Source organism: Streptomyces sp. NPDC048291 (assembly GCF_043201715.1).
GTDB lineage: Bacteria > Actinomycetota > Actinomycetes > Streptomycetales > Streptomycetaceae > Streptomyces.
The window spans coordinates 294,854-311,279 of the sequence record NZ_JBICZC010000016.1 but is presented as its reverse complement, the minus strand read 5'-3'; the positions used below and the strand labels follow the sequence as shown (position 1 = coordinate 311,279).

Here is a 16,426-nt window from a genome sequence, read left to right as displayed (position 1 = left end):
CTCCGCCACAACGCCCGCGACCCCCGTCGCCCCCTCGCACTCCTCGGCCTCGGATGAGCACAAACCCGGCGTCACGCAACTACGCCGAAGCCCTGGGTGAAATGCTGGTTTGTACCCCAGTGCGCTCCAGGAATCGATGATGAAACCTCGCCAACTCCGCATCCATGCCTCCCCAGACGGTTACGCAAGCGGCACAGCATAAGTCTGGTTGGCCGGAAGGAATGCATAGCGCTGTTCGATGCGACGACGATGCCGTCGAGCTTTCGAAAACCGCCGAGACCTGCTCCGCATAGTTACCAGAGGTGGCGATTTCCTACAAAAGCCGCAGTTGGAGCAGCCATCTCAGCACCCTCAACGCCTGGGTAGTGCTCAGCCCGGTTGGTGGATTCTCGCCGAGCTCCCTTCGCAGCTCAGACAGGTCTGATGTGCCTCGAGCCAGGTTCCTGATCTCCTCGGCTCCGGCAATCCGGGACAGGAAGGCAGTGCTGAGCAACCTTGGATCCGAAGCCTTGATGACTTCTTCTCCCAAAGGAGTCAACACCACTCGATCACTCTCGATCTCTGCAAGCCCCAAAGAAAGTAGGATCCGCATCCTACGTCGTGCAACGTCAGCACGGCCAATGGAAGGAAACCTGTGCTGGAACGCCGCCACATACTCGAACAGCGGTGGCTGGCCCAATGCGAGCCGGGCCATTGCAACCACCGTTTCGAAGTAGTCGGCGCTCCTGCCCCCTGGCAGCTTCTCCAGGATGTAGTCGGCACTTGCAGACCGCACCTCGTCAGCTGTCGCAGCCAACTCTTCAACCGCATCAGACTCGGGGCTTGCCAGACCCTGTTCGTCTACTGAGAGTAGGACCAGTGGGGACGAGTTGATGCCCACGTTGTGTTGCGTCATCAAGTCCACGAGGCTTTCCCCGTCGATGAGGTAGATCGGCTTCTCCTCGGCGCGCGCGGCTTCGACGCGGGCACGAGGCGAGAACTTGGCTGTGGTCACGATCATGCCAACTGGATGACGGACAGCAGCGCCCCGAAGCTTCTGTACGTCTGGCCGCTGCACCGTTTTCTGCTTGTCGTAGCGCTTGACCTGCACCGCGATCGGGGTCCTAGCGATGCCTCCAGCTGTAAAAACGGCTTCGATGTCGATTCCGCCGTCGTTCGAGTACTGCGTGACTCGAACCTCCTCGTACCCCATCGCTGCCAACAGCTTCGCGACGATGAGCTCGAAGGTCCTTGGATGCACTCCCTTGAGCTGCAAAAGTAGATCGGCCTTGACTTGTGAGTTCCAGCGCTCGACGCCCAGTTCGGCCTTGTTGCCCTCGGCGCGCAGTCGCACCGACCCGCCTGCGATCATGAAGCGCTGTCGGTAGCCCATGGCCGTGCGCCGTGCATCATCCTGGAGCAGCTCTTGCGCGAGTTCTTCAACGGGCGTTGGCACAGCTGTAGCAGTGTCCTCAGCTGCCACCAGTAGTTCTTTCGCGAGATCGTCCAGAGGCATCAGGCCCCGGTGGTGTTTGTTGAGGATTTGGAATGCTCGGTCAGCAACAGATTCGTAGGCCCCCATCACGCTACTCATCCTGCCAGGCACCACTGACAACGCCCTACGCACTCCTCAACTGTGCGCAGTTGTCACGCCCTTGGAGGCACGACAGCTACCGTCTACCGGTGAGTCGGCCATCTGTCGACTGCGCCGGCGTACCTGAGGCCGATGCCTCAAGGAACAGGTCCGACAGCGCCCACACGCACGAGTCAAGCAAGTCCGGCGACTTCTCCTCGGCCTCCGACGCGCCGACGTACGTCGTCATCTGCTCTTCCAGGATGGCGAAGGTGCGCGGCGGCCCCGCGTGGCTGACGCGTGACTGCTCGTACAGCATCGCCACCGGCGCCGCCCGGGCGCGCTTACCGCGGGTGGCGTGGACGACGCGGCACGGGACTGTGGGGTCGACCTCGGCGAGGAGGGCGGGGAGGTAGTCGCCGCCGTTGTTGGCCTCGATGACCACGCAGTCGGCCTGGTGCTCGTGGTAAAGGGCGGCGGCGCGGCGCATCGCGGCTGTCGGGGTGTGGCGGTCCTGTTCGGCGTGGAGGACGTAGCCGCGGGGGCGGCGGTCGCCGTACATCTGCTCCAGCGGGTAGGAGCGGCCTGCCACCGTGAAGGCGGTCAGGTCCGCGGAGTCCGTCGTCGTGACGGCCGGGTCGACGGCGACGACCAGGCGGTCGAGCGGCGGAACCGCGGTGCGGGCGACGCGGAAGCCCTCGACCTCGAACATCCACTGCTTCCACAGTGCGCCCTCGACGTCTTCGAGGAGGACACCGTCCAGTTCCTGCCGGCCGAGGCGGGTGCCGCCGTACTCGGAGTCGAGTTCGGCGAGGGCGGCGGGGGAGAGGTTGGCGCGGTTGTCCTCGGTGCGGCCGGTGGTCAGGACGACGGTGGAGCCGGGGCGGCGGCCGCGTTCCACCAGACGTTTGACGTGGGGGAGTGGCTTGGGGGTGGTGGAGATGACGACCTGGGGGCTCGGGGCCTCGCGCAGGCAGAACCACAGCATGTCGTACACCGACTGGGCGGTGTGGCGGTTCCAGGCCGCGTACTCGTCCAGCCAGCCCTTGTCGAAGGCGAAGCCGCGCAGGTTGTCCGGGGTCTCGGCGCCGAAGCCGTAGATCGCCGAGCCGTTCTTCAGACGGAGGGTGGTCAGGCCGTTGCCGGGGCTGTAGCGGCGGACGTCCTCGGGCGGGATGACCGCCAGGAGGCCGGACTTGGGGGACTCGAAGCAGATCTCCTTGACCAAGGTGGCGTTCTTCGCGACGACCGCGATCATCGTCCCGGGAGCGGCCGCCCACTCCCGTACGGCCTCCGCCGCGGACTTCGTCTTGCCCCAGCCTCGGCCGGTGAGCATCATCCATGCCGCCCAGGCACCCTCGGGCAGGCGCTGCGTGGCGCGGGCGTGGTGGTGCAGCCAGCCCGTGTGAGGCAGGCCGTCGCAGTCGGTGCGGTCGCAGGCCCAGCGGCGCGCGGAGGCCGCGTCGGCCTCGATGAGTGCGGTGATCTCGGCGTGCAGCTCGGCGTCTGACATGCCCGTCGGGTCCGGCAGTGTGGCCGGCTGATCAGGGGTCACGGCCGCTCGTCGCCCAACGCTTCGATGCGGGCCTCGAGTTCGCGGCGCAGCTGTTCCATGCGGGCCCGGCGTTCCTCGTCGGTCAGGGCCGTCACGTCTGCCGTCTCCTGGCTCTTGGGGGCCGACGCGGCGTCGGCCAGGTCCATGCCGTACGCCTGGCGCTCGATGCGGATGGTCACCTCCAGCCAGCGGATCACGTCCGACGGGCTGAGGCGTGCGGGGTCGAGCTGCTGGAGCTGGGAGACGATCTTCGCCTGGGCGGCCGAGGCGAGGCGAGCGTGCCGACGGGCCACCTCCCGGGCGGCCTGCTGTCGCTCGGCCCGCCAGACGCGGTCCTGCTCCCGGTCCCACGCCTCGGTCCGGGGCACCCAGCGGTGTGCCGTCGACCAGCGTTCGATGAGCGTGCGGGACTTGGCCAGGCGCTCGGCGACCTTGCCGATGCTGCGGGACAGACCGAGGTCGCGGTAGCAGGCGAACGCCTCCCACGCGGCTGCCGACTCGCTCGGCTTCCGCTCCCATGCCTGGCCGCTGTCCGCCATCCGATCAGTGCTCTCCCGCTTGGTCCGTCCGCCTTGCTGCTCCTCTCCCGCGTGAGGGCGGTTCGCTCAGCTCGACGGACTGCGCAGGGCCGGGTCGAGGAGGCCGAGGTGCGCCAGGATGTCGGCGCAGTCGGCGTGGCGCTGTGCATGCTCGCGGCCGGTGGCTCGGGCGGCGACCTGGAGGGCGGCTCTGCGGCGTACGGAGTCGGGCAGCGGGGTGACCGAGACCGTGCGCTCCCACGACGAGGAGTCCTTTGCGAGGTTCATCAGGTCTCTCCTTCGGGAAGGTCGGGGATGTCGTCGGGCTCCAGCTCGCCGTTGAGGAGGCGCGCGACCTGGTCGGCGAGGTGGAACGGTTCGCCCGCGAGGTGTTCGGCCAGGGCTCGGGCCAGGCCGGCGGCCGTGCGGTGGACGGTGGTCAGGTGGTCGATCTCGGCGTGGAGCCGGTTCAGCTCGTCGGCGTACGGGCCGCTCACCGGGTGGGCCTGCGGAAGTTCGCCGGCAGGGTGGCTCTCTGCCGCGCCGGGCCCAGCACCCGCAGGACGGCGGGCAGATCGTGAGGGCGCCATACGGCGACCTCGAACCCGCTGTCGGCGAGGTGGGACAGCCACTCACGCTGGGCTGGTCGTATCCGCCCGGTGTCGGTCTTGAACTCCACGAACAGGGTGCGACGTTGGCCGAGGTGCCCGAACACCTCGTCGGGCCAGCCCGGGTCGGAGCGCCGGGAGTCCGCCGTGTGGTACTGCAGTCGCCAGCCGTAGCGCATGGCGATGTCGCGGACCTGACGGCGCCACTGCTCCTCGGTCGTGCCGGTGACCGACTCCACCCGGTCGACGGCCGGCGGGAAGCGCTCGGTCTCCAGCCGGTCGAGTGGCCCGTACCGTTCGGCGAGCAGCTTGCGGTACAGCTCCCCGTTCACGGCACGCGGTCCAGGAGCCGATAGCCCGTACTGGTCGGCAGCATGCGCTCCAGTGACACCCGGGTCCGCTGGCCGGTCCGACCGCCGAGCGTGGCGGCGGTGAGCACTGTGCAGTACGCGTAGCGGGCATCGACCTCGTCGACGCGCAGGGTGCGGCCCTCGCTGCGCTTGTCGTTGTCGGCCCATACCTGGCCGACCCGTACGTCGGGCTGGTTCACGCCGCACCTGCCAGGTAGTCGGCGGCCCACAGCTCCAGGGCACGCCACCGTTGGCCGGCCTCGATGTCGCCGTCCCGCTCCATGCGGTCGATGGCCCGCCGCACGACGGCCGCGGTGTCGGCGGGCATGGTGCGGGTGGCCAGCACCGTCTCGACCGGGGCGGTGCCCTTGCGGGTGGCGGTCTGCTCGTCCGGGTCGTACCAGCCGTCGGCCAGCTCGCCGAGGTGGCGTTCGACGATGACCAGGATGATCGCGAACACCGTGGCGACGTTGCCGATGTTGTGCGCGCCCTTCACCGTGTCGAGCAGGTCGAGCACGCTCTCGTACTGATCGATGCGTGCCAGCCAGCGGGCGTCGGCCGTGGCGGCCTTCCGCGCGGCCTCGAAGGCCTTCTCCGCGGCCTCCTTCTCGTCCGGTAGGAACACGATCTGCACGGTCGCGAAGTCCAGGTTGGCCTCCGCGAGGCTCGGCACGGTGACCTCGTCCAGCAGGTCGAGTGTCTTGTCGTCCAGGCCGGAGTACAGGCGCATGGAGACGTCCTCCAGCTCCTCGTACAGTGCCTTGAGCGTGGCCGGGTCGTCCTCGCCCGCGATCGAGTTGTGGGCCAGCTGCAACGCGATCTGCCGCTGTCTCGGCAGCGGCTCGGTGATCTCCATCCACCAGATCCGCTCCAGGCCGGCCTCGACGGCGGCCTTCGTGCGGTGGTTGCCCGACAGCACGATGCGTCGCCCCGAACCGATGTCGTTCCACACCAGCGGGGTGGAGGTCAGCGCTCCGTCGGCGCGGATGTTCGCCACGAGGCGCTGGAACTGCTCATGCCGCATGAACCGTGCGTTGACGTCCAGCAGCGTCAGCTCCCGCGGGTCGCCCTCGATCATGCGGGGTTTGAGCGGCTCGGTCATGGCTTCCGGTCCTCCTTCAGTCCCTCGGGGTGTCCGTGCTTGCTCCTCCACTGCGCGAATCCCTCGGCCAGCGACCAGCGGCCCAGCTCGCCGCCGTAGTCGAGCTGGTAGCGGTGGGCGGGATCGGTGGAGTCCTTGCGGGAGTTCAGGCGCAGCAGTCCGCGGTACTTCATGGAGACCGGGCGCTGTGTGAACGCCGTCGTGTTCAGCCGGGTCAGGCGGGTGTTCATGGTCCGCTGCGCCAGGAACTGCGCCTCCGTCGACAGAGCGGCGTACAGCACGAGCTTGGCCAGCCGTCCGTACGACGTCGGCGCGACCGGGAAGTCCGAGAGCAGGTACACGTTGTGCGGGTCGAACTTCGGCGTCGAGAACGCGAAGGCGCCCACCACGACCCCGTCGACCAGGACCGCGAGCGCCATCGTCGGCGTGCCCGGGCGGATGTTGTGGTTCATGTACTGCGATCGCAGCGTCGCGAACTGGCCCATCGACAGCGGGGCCAGCGTCAGGGTCTCGCCGAGGCGCTGGCCCGGCACGAGGCGCGGGGCACGTACCGGCTCCAGGCGCTGGTTGGGCCGGACGATCCGCGACCGCGGCACCGACGAGTACACGTTGATCGGCAGCCCGCGGTTGGCCGTCTGTACCTGACCGCGCAGGTGGCCGGCCAGTTCGTCGACGTCGAAGTGCAGCCCGAGCATCCAGTGAGGCCGGTCGGTGACGCGCTCGATCAGGGTCTGCTTGGCCGCCTCGTCCAGCGTCGGGTACTCCGGTGCCGGCCACTCCAGGTGCTTGTCCAGCGCCGCGAACTGGCCCTCGTAGTCGCCGGCGTAGAACGGCGGGAAGGCGACGACCGGTGCGCCCGTAGGGACCTGTTCTGTGAGCCACTGGTTCACGTCCATCGGCGCGTACGACGCCAGCCGCAGCGGGAGCGCCTCGACCTTCGCGACCGTCTTCGCGTGCAGGTTGGGGAACTGCTGCCGGTACGCCGTCAACATCCGGCCGTAGTACGGGTGGTCGTCCCGTCCGATCCACTGGAAGAACCTGGACCCGAGCAGCACCACCGCGAGAGTCCCCGCCCGGCCGTCCAGGTATGGCTCCAGCCAGGCGAGTCCGTCTCCCGACTCGGGGCGGATCGCGATCGGTAACCGCTCCCCAGCGAGGTACCAGCCGATCGCCGACGAGTACAGCTGCACGTCGCACCCGTGGAGACGGAAGCCGGAGTCGTGCAGGACTCGCTCGATCGTGAAGTTTCCGGAGCAGCCCACGTAGACGTCCTCGGCCTGGCCGCGCCATGTGGTCGCGTGCTCGTGGATGATCGCGCGGAGATCCGCGGGGATCGAGCCGTGGAACAACGCTGCCTCCCCTGCGCGGGGTTGGTGGGTAAGGACGCGGGCCCGGAGGGGCAGGGGGCTGGTCCTGCCGTGCCGGGCCGCCCGGGAACCAGGAGGCGCGGGGGACGCCTGGAGGGGGATGGTTCCTTGGCTGGTGGGCTCCGCACCACGTGCCTGTGCGGACGCGTCCTCGAGCGCCGGGCCCGACTCGAACGGGCTCCTCCCCGCCGGTGACGGGGCGTGCTGCCAGATGCACTACCGGCGCGTGGCTGGACCGACCCGGAAGATCGCCCCGCCGACAACTAGACGCTATCAGACGAAGGACTGTCACAACACATGTGGCGGGTGCGATGCCGCACCCGCCACATGGGCCGAACCCTATTCGGGTCAGGGTGGGAGCCGCTACTGCTCCGGCTCGACGAGATCCAGGAGGCTCAGCGTCCCCATCGGGCACTCCTCCGGAAGCCTCGGTTTCACCCTCGCCCTGCCTGGGCCGGGCTCGAACAGCTCCATCTGTCCCGGCGGTGCCGGTTTTGGCTTGGGCGGGGCCTCGAAGTCCTCGCGACTCATCTCGGTCCAGTCGAGCCCGCGCTGCGCGCTCACAGCAGTGCCCCCTGCTCGTACGTGGGACCCAGTGGCCCGAGCTCCCTCACCTGTGCGCCGGTCTTCTCCTGCCACCATGCGGCGAACATCCGCCGGTGGCACCACTGTTCCGGCTTCGACAGATCCTCGAAGCACAGCAGCACCAGTCGCGGATCCCCGGCCGTCACCGCGATCTCCTGGAACCGCGACGCGAAGAACCCGACGCCGTGCCGGTCCAGTTGAGCCAGATACTCCGCCTCGTACACCGGCCGCGCTGCGCCGAAGTAGTTCCTGCTGGGCGCGGCCTCCCGCACCTGGTGCTCCAGTGTGTACGGCAGCGTCCACCGCGGGGCGCCCAGGGTGACGCGCACCGGTACGCCTGTCGCCGGCTCGAAGCTCTGGTATCTGTGCGTGAACAGTTCGAACATGTTCCTCCTCGGCTCGCCTTCCGCACGGTGGCGGATGGCTCTGGCTGGACTCCGCGCCCCTGGCTCCGCAGCCGCAGGCACGTAAAGATGTCAATTAAATTCTATTTTAAATCCTCCCTCATTGAAAGTTTGATTTATCGCCGGGTGTGGTGGTGCGGCCTCGTGCGCGGCCATGTGTCCGGGCAAGTGGTTCCAGCGGCGCGGTCGCGGGCGCTCCGTCGGATCGGCGGCGGGTGTGGTGTCTTACCGGCCCGCTCCGTCGCCCCGTCCGTCGAGCCGCGCCGCCCCACTCCTGCCCCACGTCCGCCACACCGGCCACCGTGGGACCGCGAGAGGTAAGCGTGCCCATCCACGCGAAAGGCGGTCGGGAATCCCACCCGGGACTCCCGACCGCTGTCACTCAACCGAGCTCAGGCGGCGGCTTCGAGCTCCGCCTCCAGCGGTTCCTCGGCCGCGGCCTCGGCGATCTCGGCCTCGCTCGGCTCCTCCTCGCCCGTGGCGCCCTCCGCCTCCGGCTCGACCTCCAGTTCCGGCCGGACCGTCAGCTGCTTCGCCTCCGACATGGCCTTCGCCTTCCGCAGCTTCTTCACTGCTTCGGCCGCCGTCCTGCGCACCCGCTCCACCGCGTCCAGGTGCTTGCCCACCTCGCCCTGGAACAGGTCGGCCAGTTCGGACGGCGTCAGCTTCGCCAGTTCCTCCAGCAGGGTTCCGGCCCGCTCGACCTGGTCCACCTTGCCCTTGGCCTGCTTGCGCTCCTTGGCCTTGTCCTCCTTCTCCTTCTCCGACAGCTCCTTCTCGGAGAAGAAGCCCTCCTGGTTCTCCTTCATCCGCAGGGCCTGCGCGAAGGTGGAGGCGTCCGTCTCCGTCCTGAAGTCGCCCTTCATGTACCGGGTGACCGCCACCTTCTGGTTCGCCGGCGTCAGCTTCGACAGGTACCAGGCGAAGTCCGCCTTGATCTTCCCCTCGGCCACCAGCTCCGCGATGTCCGTGGTGAGGTTCAGCAGGTCCATCCGCCACCGCACGTAGTCGGTGGTCTTGCCGAACATCTCCGCGATGCGTTCCGCCTGGTACCCGAACCCGACCAGATCCGCGTACGCCTGCGCCTCCTCCATCAGCGTCATGTCCGCACGGCCGATGTTCTCGGAGATGCCCATCACGAACGCCTGCTCGTCGTCCACGCTGCCCACGACCTTGGCCTCGATGGTGGTGGCGCCCTCCACCAGGTGCATCGCCCGCCAGCGACGCTCGCCCATCACGATCTGGAGCTTGTCGCCGGCCGGCCGGACCACGATGGGCTGCAGCTGGCCCACCGAGCGGAACTGGGCCGCCAGTTCCTCCAGCTTGGTCTCGTCGAAGTACTTCCGGGGCTGGTCCGGGTTGGGCTCGATGTCCGTGAGCGGAACCGCGATGACCTCGATGTTCGCCTCGGTGACGTTCATGTCGCTGACTCCTCGCACTCTTGGTCTCGCAGGAGGGTTCCTGTGAGGTGATAGGTAAATACTATTGTCAATCGATCTTGAACGTCAAGTATTATTTATAGTGAAGCCCGCCCCAGGGTCCCCTCCTGCTCTCCGTGCGAGGTCATGGGCGTTGGGGGTCCTCGTCGTCTCCGTCCAGCTCGACATCGGCCCCCATGAGGACCTTCAGGATCTCCATGTCCTGCCCGTCGCCCGTGATCCCGGGGTCGTCCTCCGGGGTGGTGCGGGCGGACTCGTCGGCCTGTTCGTTCGCGTCTGGCGAGCTGAGCTGGTTCGCGCCCCTGCTTCGATCGTCGGAGTTGTCCCTCTGTGATCCGGTCTCCGGTGTTCCGCGTCCATCCGGCATCGCGGAATCCTGGTGATGTCGGCTCGGCTCGGATTCCGAGGGTGCGGAGCTCGCGGGGTGGGGCGGTCCGGATAACGGAGCGGGCGAGTTGTGGGCGGCTCGCATCGGGAGGCCCCTTCGGTGGCAGGCGTCGTGAAGAAAGGTGCGGCCGAACCCCGCCGTCGTTGCGCGCGGAACCAGAGTTGCGCATCAGAGGCACTTGACAGGAACATAACCGCACACTTGCGTTACGGATCAAACACAGCATCTTCATGAGCTGTCAAGGATCTTTGGTTGGCTGAGAATAGCCAGCCAAAGATTTGTGGCAGTGGCTAGCATGTGGCGCGAGCGGCCGTTGGTAGAGGAGATGCGCGTGACACGATCTGTCGGCTCCGCCGCGGACGAGTGGTCGTTCAGCGCCCGGATGCTGAACCTTCTGTTCGAGGCCGCGGCGGCGGCCCGCAACGGCGTGGAGTTCAGCAACTCCGAGGTGGCGGACGCCATCAACCAGCGCGCGGAACGGCGCGTGATCTCCGACGAGACCATCCGCAAGCTGCGTATACCGGGCGGTCCCCAACCGTCGTTCGACAAGGTCGCGCACATCGCGGCCTTCTTCCAGGTGCCGTTGGACGCCTTCAAGGACGGCACCGCCACACACGAAGCCGTGGCCGGCGAGGCGAACAAGCTCCTCGACGCACGACGCAGGCACACGGAGAAGGTGGACCGTCAGGTGGCCGAGGACGCCGAGAGCGTTCAGCTGCTGGCCCGCAGCGCCCGTCGGCTCGACTCCCGCGGACTGAAGCTCGCCATGGAGTTCATCTCCAGCCTGCAGAAGATGCAGAAGCCCCAGAACTGACACCGAGATCCCCGGAAGTCTCCAGTGATCATCCCCCACGTCCCAACCCCCAAGGGTGGTGCGATCAGCGCGTGTTAGGACCCGCCTCCCGCCGCCGCTGCACCGCAGCCCTCGACGGCTTTCCAGTCCCTCACCCGCTGACGCTGGAGACGCTGCACCAGGCCGCCGTCGAGCAGCACCACCGGCCGCTGGTGCTGCACCGCGAACCGTTCCCACCGGGCCTGCAACGCCCGTGCGGTCTGTGGTGGCCGACGGAGGAGGCGGACCACATCTGGGTGGCGCCCGAGGCCGCCGGTGCTCAGGCGGTCCACACCTACGCCCACGAGCTGGGTCACCAGCTCCTCGGCCACCCTCCGCTCCCCGTCGTACGGGCCGACGAGACGCCACCCCAGCCGGCAGAGGCCGAGGAGGAGACGGTCACGTTCACCTGGCTGTCCCCGGCGTTCCTTGACGGCGACCTCCTGGGTGTCCGTACCCGATCCCCGCACAACCGACGGGATCCGCTCTACATCGAGCGCGAGGACGAGGCCGAGTCCTTCGCCATTCTGCTCCGCCAGCGGGCCGGCGCACACAGCTCAGGCCGGCACACCGACCCCCTGCTCGACCGGCTGCACCGCAGCCTCTGACCGACGGTTGAGGAACCCCTTCACATGATCAGCGACGACGTCATGGCGTTATGCACCATCGTGCCGCTCTGGACCTGGTGCCTGTCCCGGATCGGCTACCTTCGCGGCAGTCGCGGCCAACGAGAGCTGTGGGCCGTCCTGGCGCTGCTCGCGGGCGCCGCCACACTGCGTCTGGGCTTCTTCGAGCGCGGCGTCACCCAGTGGACCGGCGTCGGCGACCTCGCCGTACTGGTCAAACACCTCGCGGTGATGCTCAGTTCGTTCCTGCTGTGGCGGTGGGTGGACTCCGTCGCGGCCGCCGCGGGACCCCGCAGACGCTGGCAGAGGCTGACGGCCGCGTGGCCACGAACCGTCTTCGCGGTGGTCGCCCTCTCTGCCGCCTGCCTGCTGTTCCCGTTCTCCGTACCCGCCCTCGTCGACGCCGACGGAGGGCGGAACTTCATCGGGGCGCAGTTCGGCCACCGGGCGGGAACCGCCTATGTGACCGCCTACCTCGGCACCCTGGCCCTGGCGATGACCTTCTCGGGAGCCCTGTGCACGGTGGCCGCGCGGACCGCCCGGCGTTCAGGGCAGCGGATGTTCAGCGCGTGCATGTACGTGATGTCCCTGGGTTGCTGGACAGGAGTCGGCTACGCCTTCTTCCGGGGCAGCTATCTGGCGTACGGCCTTCTGGACGCCACGTACCCCATGTCCGCGGCGGAGGCCGACGATCTCTCCAGTCTCATCCAGATCGTGGCCATCGGCCTGATCCTGGCCGGTGTCTCGTTCCGGGGCTGGGAGGCAGTCTCCCGCCTGCTCCAGCGCCGACGGCAGCTGATCGCCCTGCGGCCCCTGTGGCAGGAGATGGTCTCCGTCCTGCCCGCCGAGGCCGTCATGCGCGTCCTGGCCGAAGGGCCGTCTCTGCTCCGGGACCAGTACGACCCCCGCGGCCTCTGGGAACGGCTCGACCAACGGGTGCTCGACATCAGCGACTCCGCACTCGAAGTCCTCCCGTGGATCGAGGCCGAGCTGCCGCGCAGGGCACGGGATGCAGCCCACGCCTGCGGCCTCGAAGACAACGATGCCGAGGCGGCCGCCCAGGCACTGTGCCTGCGTACCGGCCGCCGCGGGCGGGCCGACGACATGGCCAGTGCTGACATGCCCCTGACCCTCCCACTGCTGTCCCTGGGCACCGACCTCGACGCCAACGCGGCCTGGCTCACCCGCGTGGCCCGGCACTACCACTCTCCGCTCATGGACACCCTCGAAGCCCGTGTCGCGCCCGACAGGAAGACGGCATGACCACCACGTCCCCGGTGACCGAGAACCGCACCGCTCGCGCCATCACCGACGGCCTGGAACCGAAGAACGTCATCCTCGCCGTGTGTCTTCTGCTCGGGGCAGCCCAGGAGGACAGACTCGTCGGCCTGGCCTGGGCCGTCCATGCCGTCGTGTTCGCCGCGGTGATCCCCGTGGCGTACATCAAGTACGGCATCCACGTCGGGCACTGGACCGACCGCCACGTCGGTCAGCGTGAACGCCGGCTGCATCTCATACCCGTGATCATGGCGTCCGTCGGCATCGCCATCGCGGCCATGGTGCTGCTCGACGCGCCCGCGCAGATGACCGCCCTCGTCGTGGCGATGCTGGCCACGCTCGGGGCGATCCTGCCCGTGACGGCGTTCTGGAAGATCAGCGTTCACACGGCGGTCGCCGCAGGAGCCATCGCGATCCTGACCGTGGGCCTCAGTCACTGGTGGGCGGTGGCCTTCCCACTGGTCGCGCTGATCGGCTGGTCGAGGGTGGCGCTGCGTGACCACACCCTGGGCCAGGTGGTGGTCGGCACGGCACTTGGCTGCCTGGTCGCCGGTGGCGTCTTCGAATGCCTGGTCTGAAGCTGGGGCGGCTCGCCGAGGCGGCTCCCGGACTCGGACGACTCGGCCCCCGCAGCGCCGGGTACTACCGCCAGAAGATCTCGAACCGCGTCTCGTCGAATTTCCGGGAACCGCGCACCATGGCAGGGCCGACGCGCACCTCCCGTACGGTCAGGTGGACCAGGTTGCGGCGCTGCTCGCGGCCGGCCGTCTCGTGCCACCAGGTCTCGACGCCCTGCGGGGTCAACTCCGGCAGTTCGTCCAGAGCCCTGCCCCGGCGAACAGCGGCCATCGCCTCACCGCGCCGCTCCTCCAGGGCCGCCTTCGCCGCCCGGAACTCGCTCAGGTTCAGGTCCTTGGCGCCGAACGCCTGCGCCAACTCCTCTTTGTGGCCGCGGAGTTCCTGCTGGAACCGCTCGGCCTCCCGGGCCTCGGCCGCGAACCGGTCCCGGATGGCGGCCAGTCGCCTGAGCTGTGCCGGACTCGTCAGCCTGGCGACGACCCGATCGCCGACGTACTCGTCCAGCGGCTCCGCGGAGATCCGCACCTTGCCGCAGCCCTCGCTCTCGCAGACGTATCCGCGCCCGCCGTTCGCTGTGGACCGGGCCACCAGGGGCTTCCTGCACAGCTTGCAGGTCGCGACACCACCCGACAGATAGTGCACGTGCTTCGGCTTGGTGCCCTGGCCCCGGCCGTTCCGCGTGAACAGCTCCCGCAGGGCGTCGAACGTCTCGCGATCGAGTAGCGGCTCCGCCGGGCCCTTCACGAGTTCGCCCTCGGCGTTCTCACGAAGGCCGGCGACAGCGGGGTTGCGCAGTCGACGGCGCAGTGTCGTGGGAGACCAGGTGCGCCCCGACACCGTCGGCCCGGCGTTCTCCGTCATCCAGCTCGCGGTGTCCGCGATCGTGTGCCCTGCGAGGACACGCTTTGCGGCCGCCGCCAGGTGGGCGGCCTCCTCCGGGACGGCGGTGACACCGTCCGTCTCGTGGCCGTAGGCCCTCATACTCTCTCCAGCCCAGATCCCCCGCTGCCCCTGGACAGCGTATGCCAAAGCGCAGCATTGTCACCCCGACATGACAGCGGCCTGTGGCCCCCGCCCCAGCCGCGCATTGTGGACTGTACAGCGGGAAGATCGGTTACCGGAGGGTTCTGCCGAGCCGGATCGGGCGCGGGCCCCCGTACCTATTCCGGTGGTCGCACCCCCAACGCCTCCCACAGCTCCGAAGTCAGCACCCTTCGCTTGCCCTTGCCGTAGGGGTGCACCGGTACCGGGAACTCGCCTGACCTGATCAGCTCGTACGTCGTGTTCCTGCTGAAGCCGAACGCCTTGCCCGCCGTCAGGACGTCGACCGTCACGGGCAGGGCCAGTACCTCGCTCCGTGTCATCGACATGCCGGCACCGCCGCGTTGTCGATGGCCGGATCATTTCGGTCTCTCACGCTCAGACTCTCCTGTTCCGCCCCCGCGCCTCCCAGGAAGTCCCGGCGGAGTCTAAGTTCTCTCTGGCGGCCGGACAAGATCCGATACGTATGTGCCAGCAGTCGTGAGGCAGTTTTCTGTCTCCACACATGAGAACGGCGGTCGCCGCTGACGAGAGACGCAGGAGGGGATGTGTTCAAGGGCTCGGTCTACAAGCGCTGTGGCTGCAAGGAACCCGTCACAGGCGAGGACGGCACCCCGGTCCTCGACGCCAGGGACAGACCGAAGATGCGGGAGCTCGGCGCGGAGTGTCCCGACGCCGGCAAGAGGGACCACGGCAGCTGGTACTACTACGTCGAGCTGTCGCCGGGGCCCAGGGGCGAGCGGCGTCGACCGCGCAAGGGAGGATTCCTCACCAAGAAGAAGGCCGAGGAGGCGGCCCAGGAGATCTGGGACAAGGCCCAGGACGGCATCGACGTGCTCTCGGACGAGACCGTCGAGCAGTTCCTGCTCCGCTGGTTCGCCAAGCGCGTCGACCTCAAGCGGTCCACCTGGAAGACCTACCACGACCACATCCACCGGGTTTTCATCCCGAACCTCGGGCACATCAGGATGCGGGACCTGCGCACCCGGCACATCCAGGAGATGTTCGAGCAGATCTGGCGCGACAACGAGCAGCACGCTGCCAACGCCGACGCGGCCGAGCTCGCCAGGGTGGAGTGCGAGGCCGCCCATCAAGCGTGGAAACGGGCCGCCAGGCCGCGGCCGCCCGAACTGCGGCAGCACTGGAACGCCGCCAAGGAGAAGCTGCGCGGATCCCGCAGGAAGCCGCGGTACATCACCGGCCCGGGCGTGCAGCTGAAGATGAAGAACGAGCTCAGCGCGGCGCTCGACTACGCCAGGAACACCGAGAAGCTCATCAGTGAGAACTGGGCCCAGCACCTCGTCCTGCCGAAGTACACCCCGCCCAGGCCGCTCGTGTGGACCGACGAGCGCGTGGCCCGCTGGAAGGAGACCGGAGAGAAACCCGGCCCCGTCATGGTCTGGACGGCCGAACAGACCGGCGCCTTCCTCGACGGCGTCGCCGAGCACCGGCTCTACCCGATGTTCCACCTCATGGTCTTCCGTGGCACCCGGCGCGGAGAGTCCTGCGGCCTGCCCTGGCGTGAGACCGACATGACCGCCGGCACCGTTCACATCAGCGAGCAGCTCGTCGCGGCCTCCTACGACGTCTGGGAGGACACCCCCAAGAGCGACAGCGGCGCCCGCACCGTCCGGCTCGACAGCCAGACCCACGAGCTCCTTAAGTTCTGGCGGCGACGCCAGCAGGCCGAGCGCGCGGAGTGGGAGAAGAAGCACCGCGAGAAGCCGAAGAAGTACGGGCCGTACGTCGACTCCGGCCGCGTCTTCACGTGGGAGGACGGCCGCCCGTACCACCCGGAGTACGTCTCCCAGATCTTCAACCGGCTGATCCATAGGCTCGGTCTACCTCCGATCCGCCTGCACGACCTGCGCCACTGCGCCGCGACGCTGTCCCTGGCGGCCGGCGTCCACATGAAGGCCATTCAGGTCCTGCTCGGCCACTCCTCGTTCAAGCTCACCGCCGACACCTACACCAGCCTTCTCCCGCAGCTCGAACTGGAGGCCGCGGACGCGCCCGTTGCGATCGTCCCCCGTAAGGCGGCACAGCAGGGCGGGGAGAGCGCGCCGCAAGGCCCTCAGCTCGTACCGGCCGAGGTCAGCGCATCAGAGACCGGACCCGAAGCCGCGGACAAGGCGTCCGCCGCATAGCCGGACCGTCGATCGGCGGCGGGAGGGGCAGCACGCATACGGCACACACGCCGTG

Annotated in this window: 19 protein-coding genes and 1 tRNA gene; 5 read left to right on the top strand and 15 right to left on the bottom strand. The window is 68.3% G+C overall.

Annotation, left to right across the window (positions count from 1 at the left end):
- Positions 1-313: 313 nt before the first annotated feature.
- The 13 genes from ACGF5O_RS39310 to ACGF5O_RS39250 form a co-directional block, all read right to left on the bottom strand.
- Positions 314-1,573: a restriction endonuclease gene (locus tag ACGF5O_RS39310; RefSeq protein ID WP_393814713.1), complete on the bottom strand. Its 1,260-nt coding sequence runs from the start codon at positions 1,571-1,573 to the stop codon at positions 314-316.
- Positions 1,574-1,649: 76 nt separating this feature from the next.
- Complete coding sequence (locus tag ACGF5O_RS39305) at positions 1,650-3,065, bottom strand: terminase large subunit domain-containing protein (RefSeq protein ID WP_393814712.1); 1,416 nt, start codon at positions 3,063-3,065, stop codon at positions 1,650-1,652.
- A 38-nt stretch (positions 3,066-3,103) separates the two neighbouring features.
- Positions 3,104-3,646 carry a hypothetical protein gene (locus ACGF5O_RS39300; protein ID WP_393814711.1) on the bottom strand — a complete coding sequence of 181 codons (543 nt, stop codon included), beginning with the start codon at positions 3,644-3,646 and terminating at the stop codon, positions 3,104-3,106.
- A gap of 66 nt (positions 3,647-3,712) precedes the next feature.
- Positions 3,713-3,913 (bottom strand): hypothetical protein, encoded by a 201-nt coding sequence (locus tag ACGF5O_RS39295; protein WP_393814710.1) that lies wholly within the window; start codon positions 3,911-3,913, stop codon positions 3,713-3,715.
- The gene (locus ACGF5O_RS39290) at positions 3,913-4,122 is read right to left on the bottom strand and encodes a hypothetical protein (RefSeq protein ID WP_393814709.1); all 210 of its coding nucleotides are present in this window, start codon (positions 4,120-4,122) and stop codon (positions 3,913-3,915) included. The genes ACGF5O_RS39295 and ACGF5O_RS39290 overlap by 1 nt, the downstream gene beginning before the upstream one ends.
- Positions 4,119-4,565, bottom strand: coding sequence for a VRR-NUC domain-containing protein (locus tag ACGF5O_RS39285; protein ID WP_393814708.1), 447 nt, complete (start codon positions 4,563-4,565; stop codon positions 4,119-4,121). Before ACGF5O_RS39285 ends, ACGF5O_RS39290 begins: the two co-directional genes overlap by 4 nt.
- The gene (locus tag ACGF5O_RS39280) at positions 4,562-4,783 is read right to left on the bottom strand and encodes a DUF6354 family protein (RefSeq protein WP_393814707.1); all 222 of its coding nucleotides are present in this window, start codon (positions 4,781-4,783) and stop codon (positions 4,562-4,564) included. The genes ACGF5O_RS39285 and ACGF5O_RS39280 overlap by 4 nt, the downstream gene beginning before the upstream one ends.
- Positions 4,780-5,685 carry a ParB/Srx family N-terminal domain-containing protein gene (locus tag ACGF5O_RS39275; protein WP_393814706.1) on the bottom strand — a complete coding sequence of 302 codons (906 nt, stop codon included), beginning with the start codon at positions 5,683-5,685 and terminating at the stop codon, positions 4,780-4,782. The genes ACGF5O_RS39280 and ACGF5O_RS39275 overlap by 4 nt, the downstream gene beginning before the upstream one ends.
- Positions 5,682-7,034, bottom strand: coding sequence for a hypothetical protein (locus ACGF5O_RS39270; RefSeq protein ID WP_393814705.1), 1,353 nt, complete (start codon positions 7,032-7,034; stop codon positions 5,682-5,684). Before ACGF5O_RS39270 ends, ACGF5O_RS39275 begins: the two co-directional genes overlap by 4 nt.
- Before the next feature lie 172 nt (positions 7,035-7,206).
- A tRNA-Gly gene (locus tag ACGF5O_RS39265) sits at positions 7,207-7,278 on the bottom strand.
- 334 nt (positions 7,279-7,612) lie between these two features.
- On the bottom strand, positions 7,613-8,023 hold the full coding sequence (locus tag ACGF5O_RS39260; RefSeq protein ID WP_393814704.1) for a hypothetical protein: 411 nt from the start codon (positions 8,021-8,023) through the stop codon (positions 7,613-7,615).
- A gap of 410 nt (positions 8,024-8,433) precedes the next feature.
- Positions 8,434-9,462 (bottom strand): ParB/RepB/Spo0J family partition protein, encoded by a 1,029-nt coding sequence (locus ACGF5O_RS39255; protein ID WP_393814703.1) that lies wholly within the window; start codon positions 9,460-9,462, stop codon positions 8,434-8,436.
- 142 nt (positions 9,463-9,604) lie between these two features.
- On the bottom strand, positions 9,605-9,847 hold the full coding sequence (locus ACGF5O_RS39250) for a hypothetical protein (protein ID WP_393814702.1): 243 nt from the start codon (positions 9,845-9,847) through the stop codon (positions 9,605-9,607).
- 352 nt (positions 9,848-10,199) lie between these two features.
- Between ACGF5O_RS39250 and ACGF5O_RS39245 the strand changes: the two genes are divergently transcribed.
- The 4 genes from ACGF5O_RS39245 (at position 10,200) to ACGF5O_RS39230 (ending at position 13,182) form a co-directional block, all read left to right on the top strand.
- Positions 10,200-10,682, top strand: coding sequence for a hypothetical protein (locus tag ACGF5O_RS39245; RefSeq protein ID WP_393814701.1), 483 nt, complete (start codon positions 10,200-10,202; stop codon positions 10,680-10,682).
- A gap of 71 nt (positions 10,683-10,753) precedes the next feature.
- Positions 10,754-11,308, top strand: a complete 555-nt coding sequence (locus ACGF5O_RS39240; protein ID WP_393814700.1) for a hypothetical protein — start codon at positions 10,754-10,756, stop codon at positions 11,306-11,308.
- 24 nt (positions 11,309-11,332) lie between these two features.
- Positions 11,333-12,589, top strand: a complete 1,257-nt coding sequence (locus ACGF5O_RS39235) for a DUF6545 domain-containing protein (RefSeq protein ID WP_393814699.1) — start codon at positions 11,333-11,335, stop codon at positions 12,587-12,589.
- The gene (locus ACGF5O_RS39230) at positions 12,586-13,182 is read left to right on the top strand and encodes a hypothetical protein (RefSeq protein ID WP_393814698.1); all 597 of its coding nucleotides are present in this window, start codon (positions 12,586-12,588) and stop codon (positions 13,180-13,182) included. The genes ACGF5O_RS39235 and ACGF5O_RS39230 overlap by 4 nt, the downstream gene beginning before the upstream one ends.
- 64 nt (positions 13,183-13,246) lie before the next feature.
- On the opposite strand, the gene ACGF5O_RS39225 is transcribed toward ACGF5O_RS39230, so the two are convergent.
- Entirely contained in the window at positions 13,247-14,164 is a 918-nt protein-coding gene (locus ACGF5O_RS39225; protein WP_393814697.1) for a recombinase family protein, read from the bottom strand.
- Between the two features lie 179 nt (positions 14,165-14,343).
- Positions 14,344-14,553, bottom strand: a complete 210-nt coding sequence (locus ACGF5O_RS39220) for a helix-turn-helix transcriptional regulator (RefSeq protein WP_393814696.1) — start codon at positions 14,551-14,553, stop codon at positions 14,344-14,346.
- Between the two features lie 219 nt (positions 14,554-14,772).
- Here ACGF5O_RS39220 and ACGF5O_RS39215 point away from each other — a divergent pair, with 219 nt between their 5' ends.
- Positions 14,773-16,371: a tyrosine-type recombinase/integrase gene (locus ACGF5O_RS39215; protein ID WP_393814695.1), complete on the top strand. Its 1,599-nt coding sequence runs from the start codon at positions 14,773-14,775 to the stop codon at positions 16,369-16,371.
- Positions 16,372-16,426 lie beyond the last annotated feature (55 nt).

Excerpts from the sequence above, each read along its gene's own strand:
- ACGF5O_RS39305 (WP_393814712.1), bottom strand. The coding sequence starts at position 3,065 with ATGTCAGACGCCGAGCTGCACGCCGAGATCACCGCACTCATCGAGGCC.
- ACGF5O_RS39275 (WP_393814706.1), bottom strand. The coding sequence starts at position 5,685 with ATGACCGAGCCGCTCAAACCCCGCATGATCGAGGGCGACCCGCGGGAG.
- ACGF5O_RS39260 (WP_393814704.1), bottom strand. The coding sequence starts at position 8,023 with ATGTTCGAACTGTTCACGCACAGATACCAGAGCTTCGAGCCGGCGACA.
- ACGF5O_RS39225 (WP_393814697.1), bottom strand. The coding sequence starts at position 14,164 with ATGAGGGCCTACGGCCACGAGACGGACGGTGTCACCGCCGTCCCGGAG.
- ACGF5O_RS39255 (WP_393814703.1), bottom strand. The coding sequence starts at position 9,462 with ATGAACGTCACCGAGGCGAACATCGAGGTCATCGCGGTTCCGCTCACG.
- ACGF5O_RS39230 (WP_393814698.1), top strand. The coding sequence starts at position 12,586 with ATGACCACCACGTCCCCGGTGACCGAGAACCGCACCGCTCGCGCCATC.
- ACGF5O_RS39300 (WP_393814711.1), bottom strand. The coding sequence starts at position 3,646 with ATGGCGGACAGCGGCCAGGCATGGGAGCGGAAGCCGAGCGAGTCGGCA.
- ACGF5O_RS39220 (WP_393814696.1), bottom strand. The coding sequence starts at position 14,553 with ATGTCGATGACACGGAGCGAGGTACTGGCCCTGCCCGTGACGGTCGAC.
- ACGF5O_RS39310 (WP_393814713.1), bottom strand. The coding sequence starts at position 1,573 with ATGAGTAGCGTGATGGGGGCCTACGAATCTGTTGCTGACCGAGCATTC.
- ACGF5O_RS39235 (WP_393814699.1), top strand. The coding sequence starts at position 11,333 with ATGATCAGCGACGACGTCATGGCGTTATGCACCATCGTGCCGCTCTGG.
- ACGF5O_RS39250 (WP_393814702.1), bottom strand. The coding sequence starts at position 9,847 with ATGCCGGATGGACGCGGAACACCGGAGACCGGATCACAGAGGGACAAC.
- ACGF5O_RS39295 (WP_393814710.1), bottom strand. The coding sequence starts at position 3,913 with ATGAACCTCGCAAAGGACTCCTCGTCGTGGGAGCGCACGGTCTCGGTC.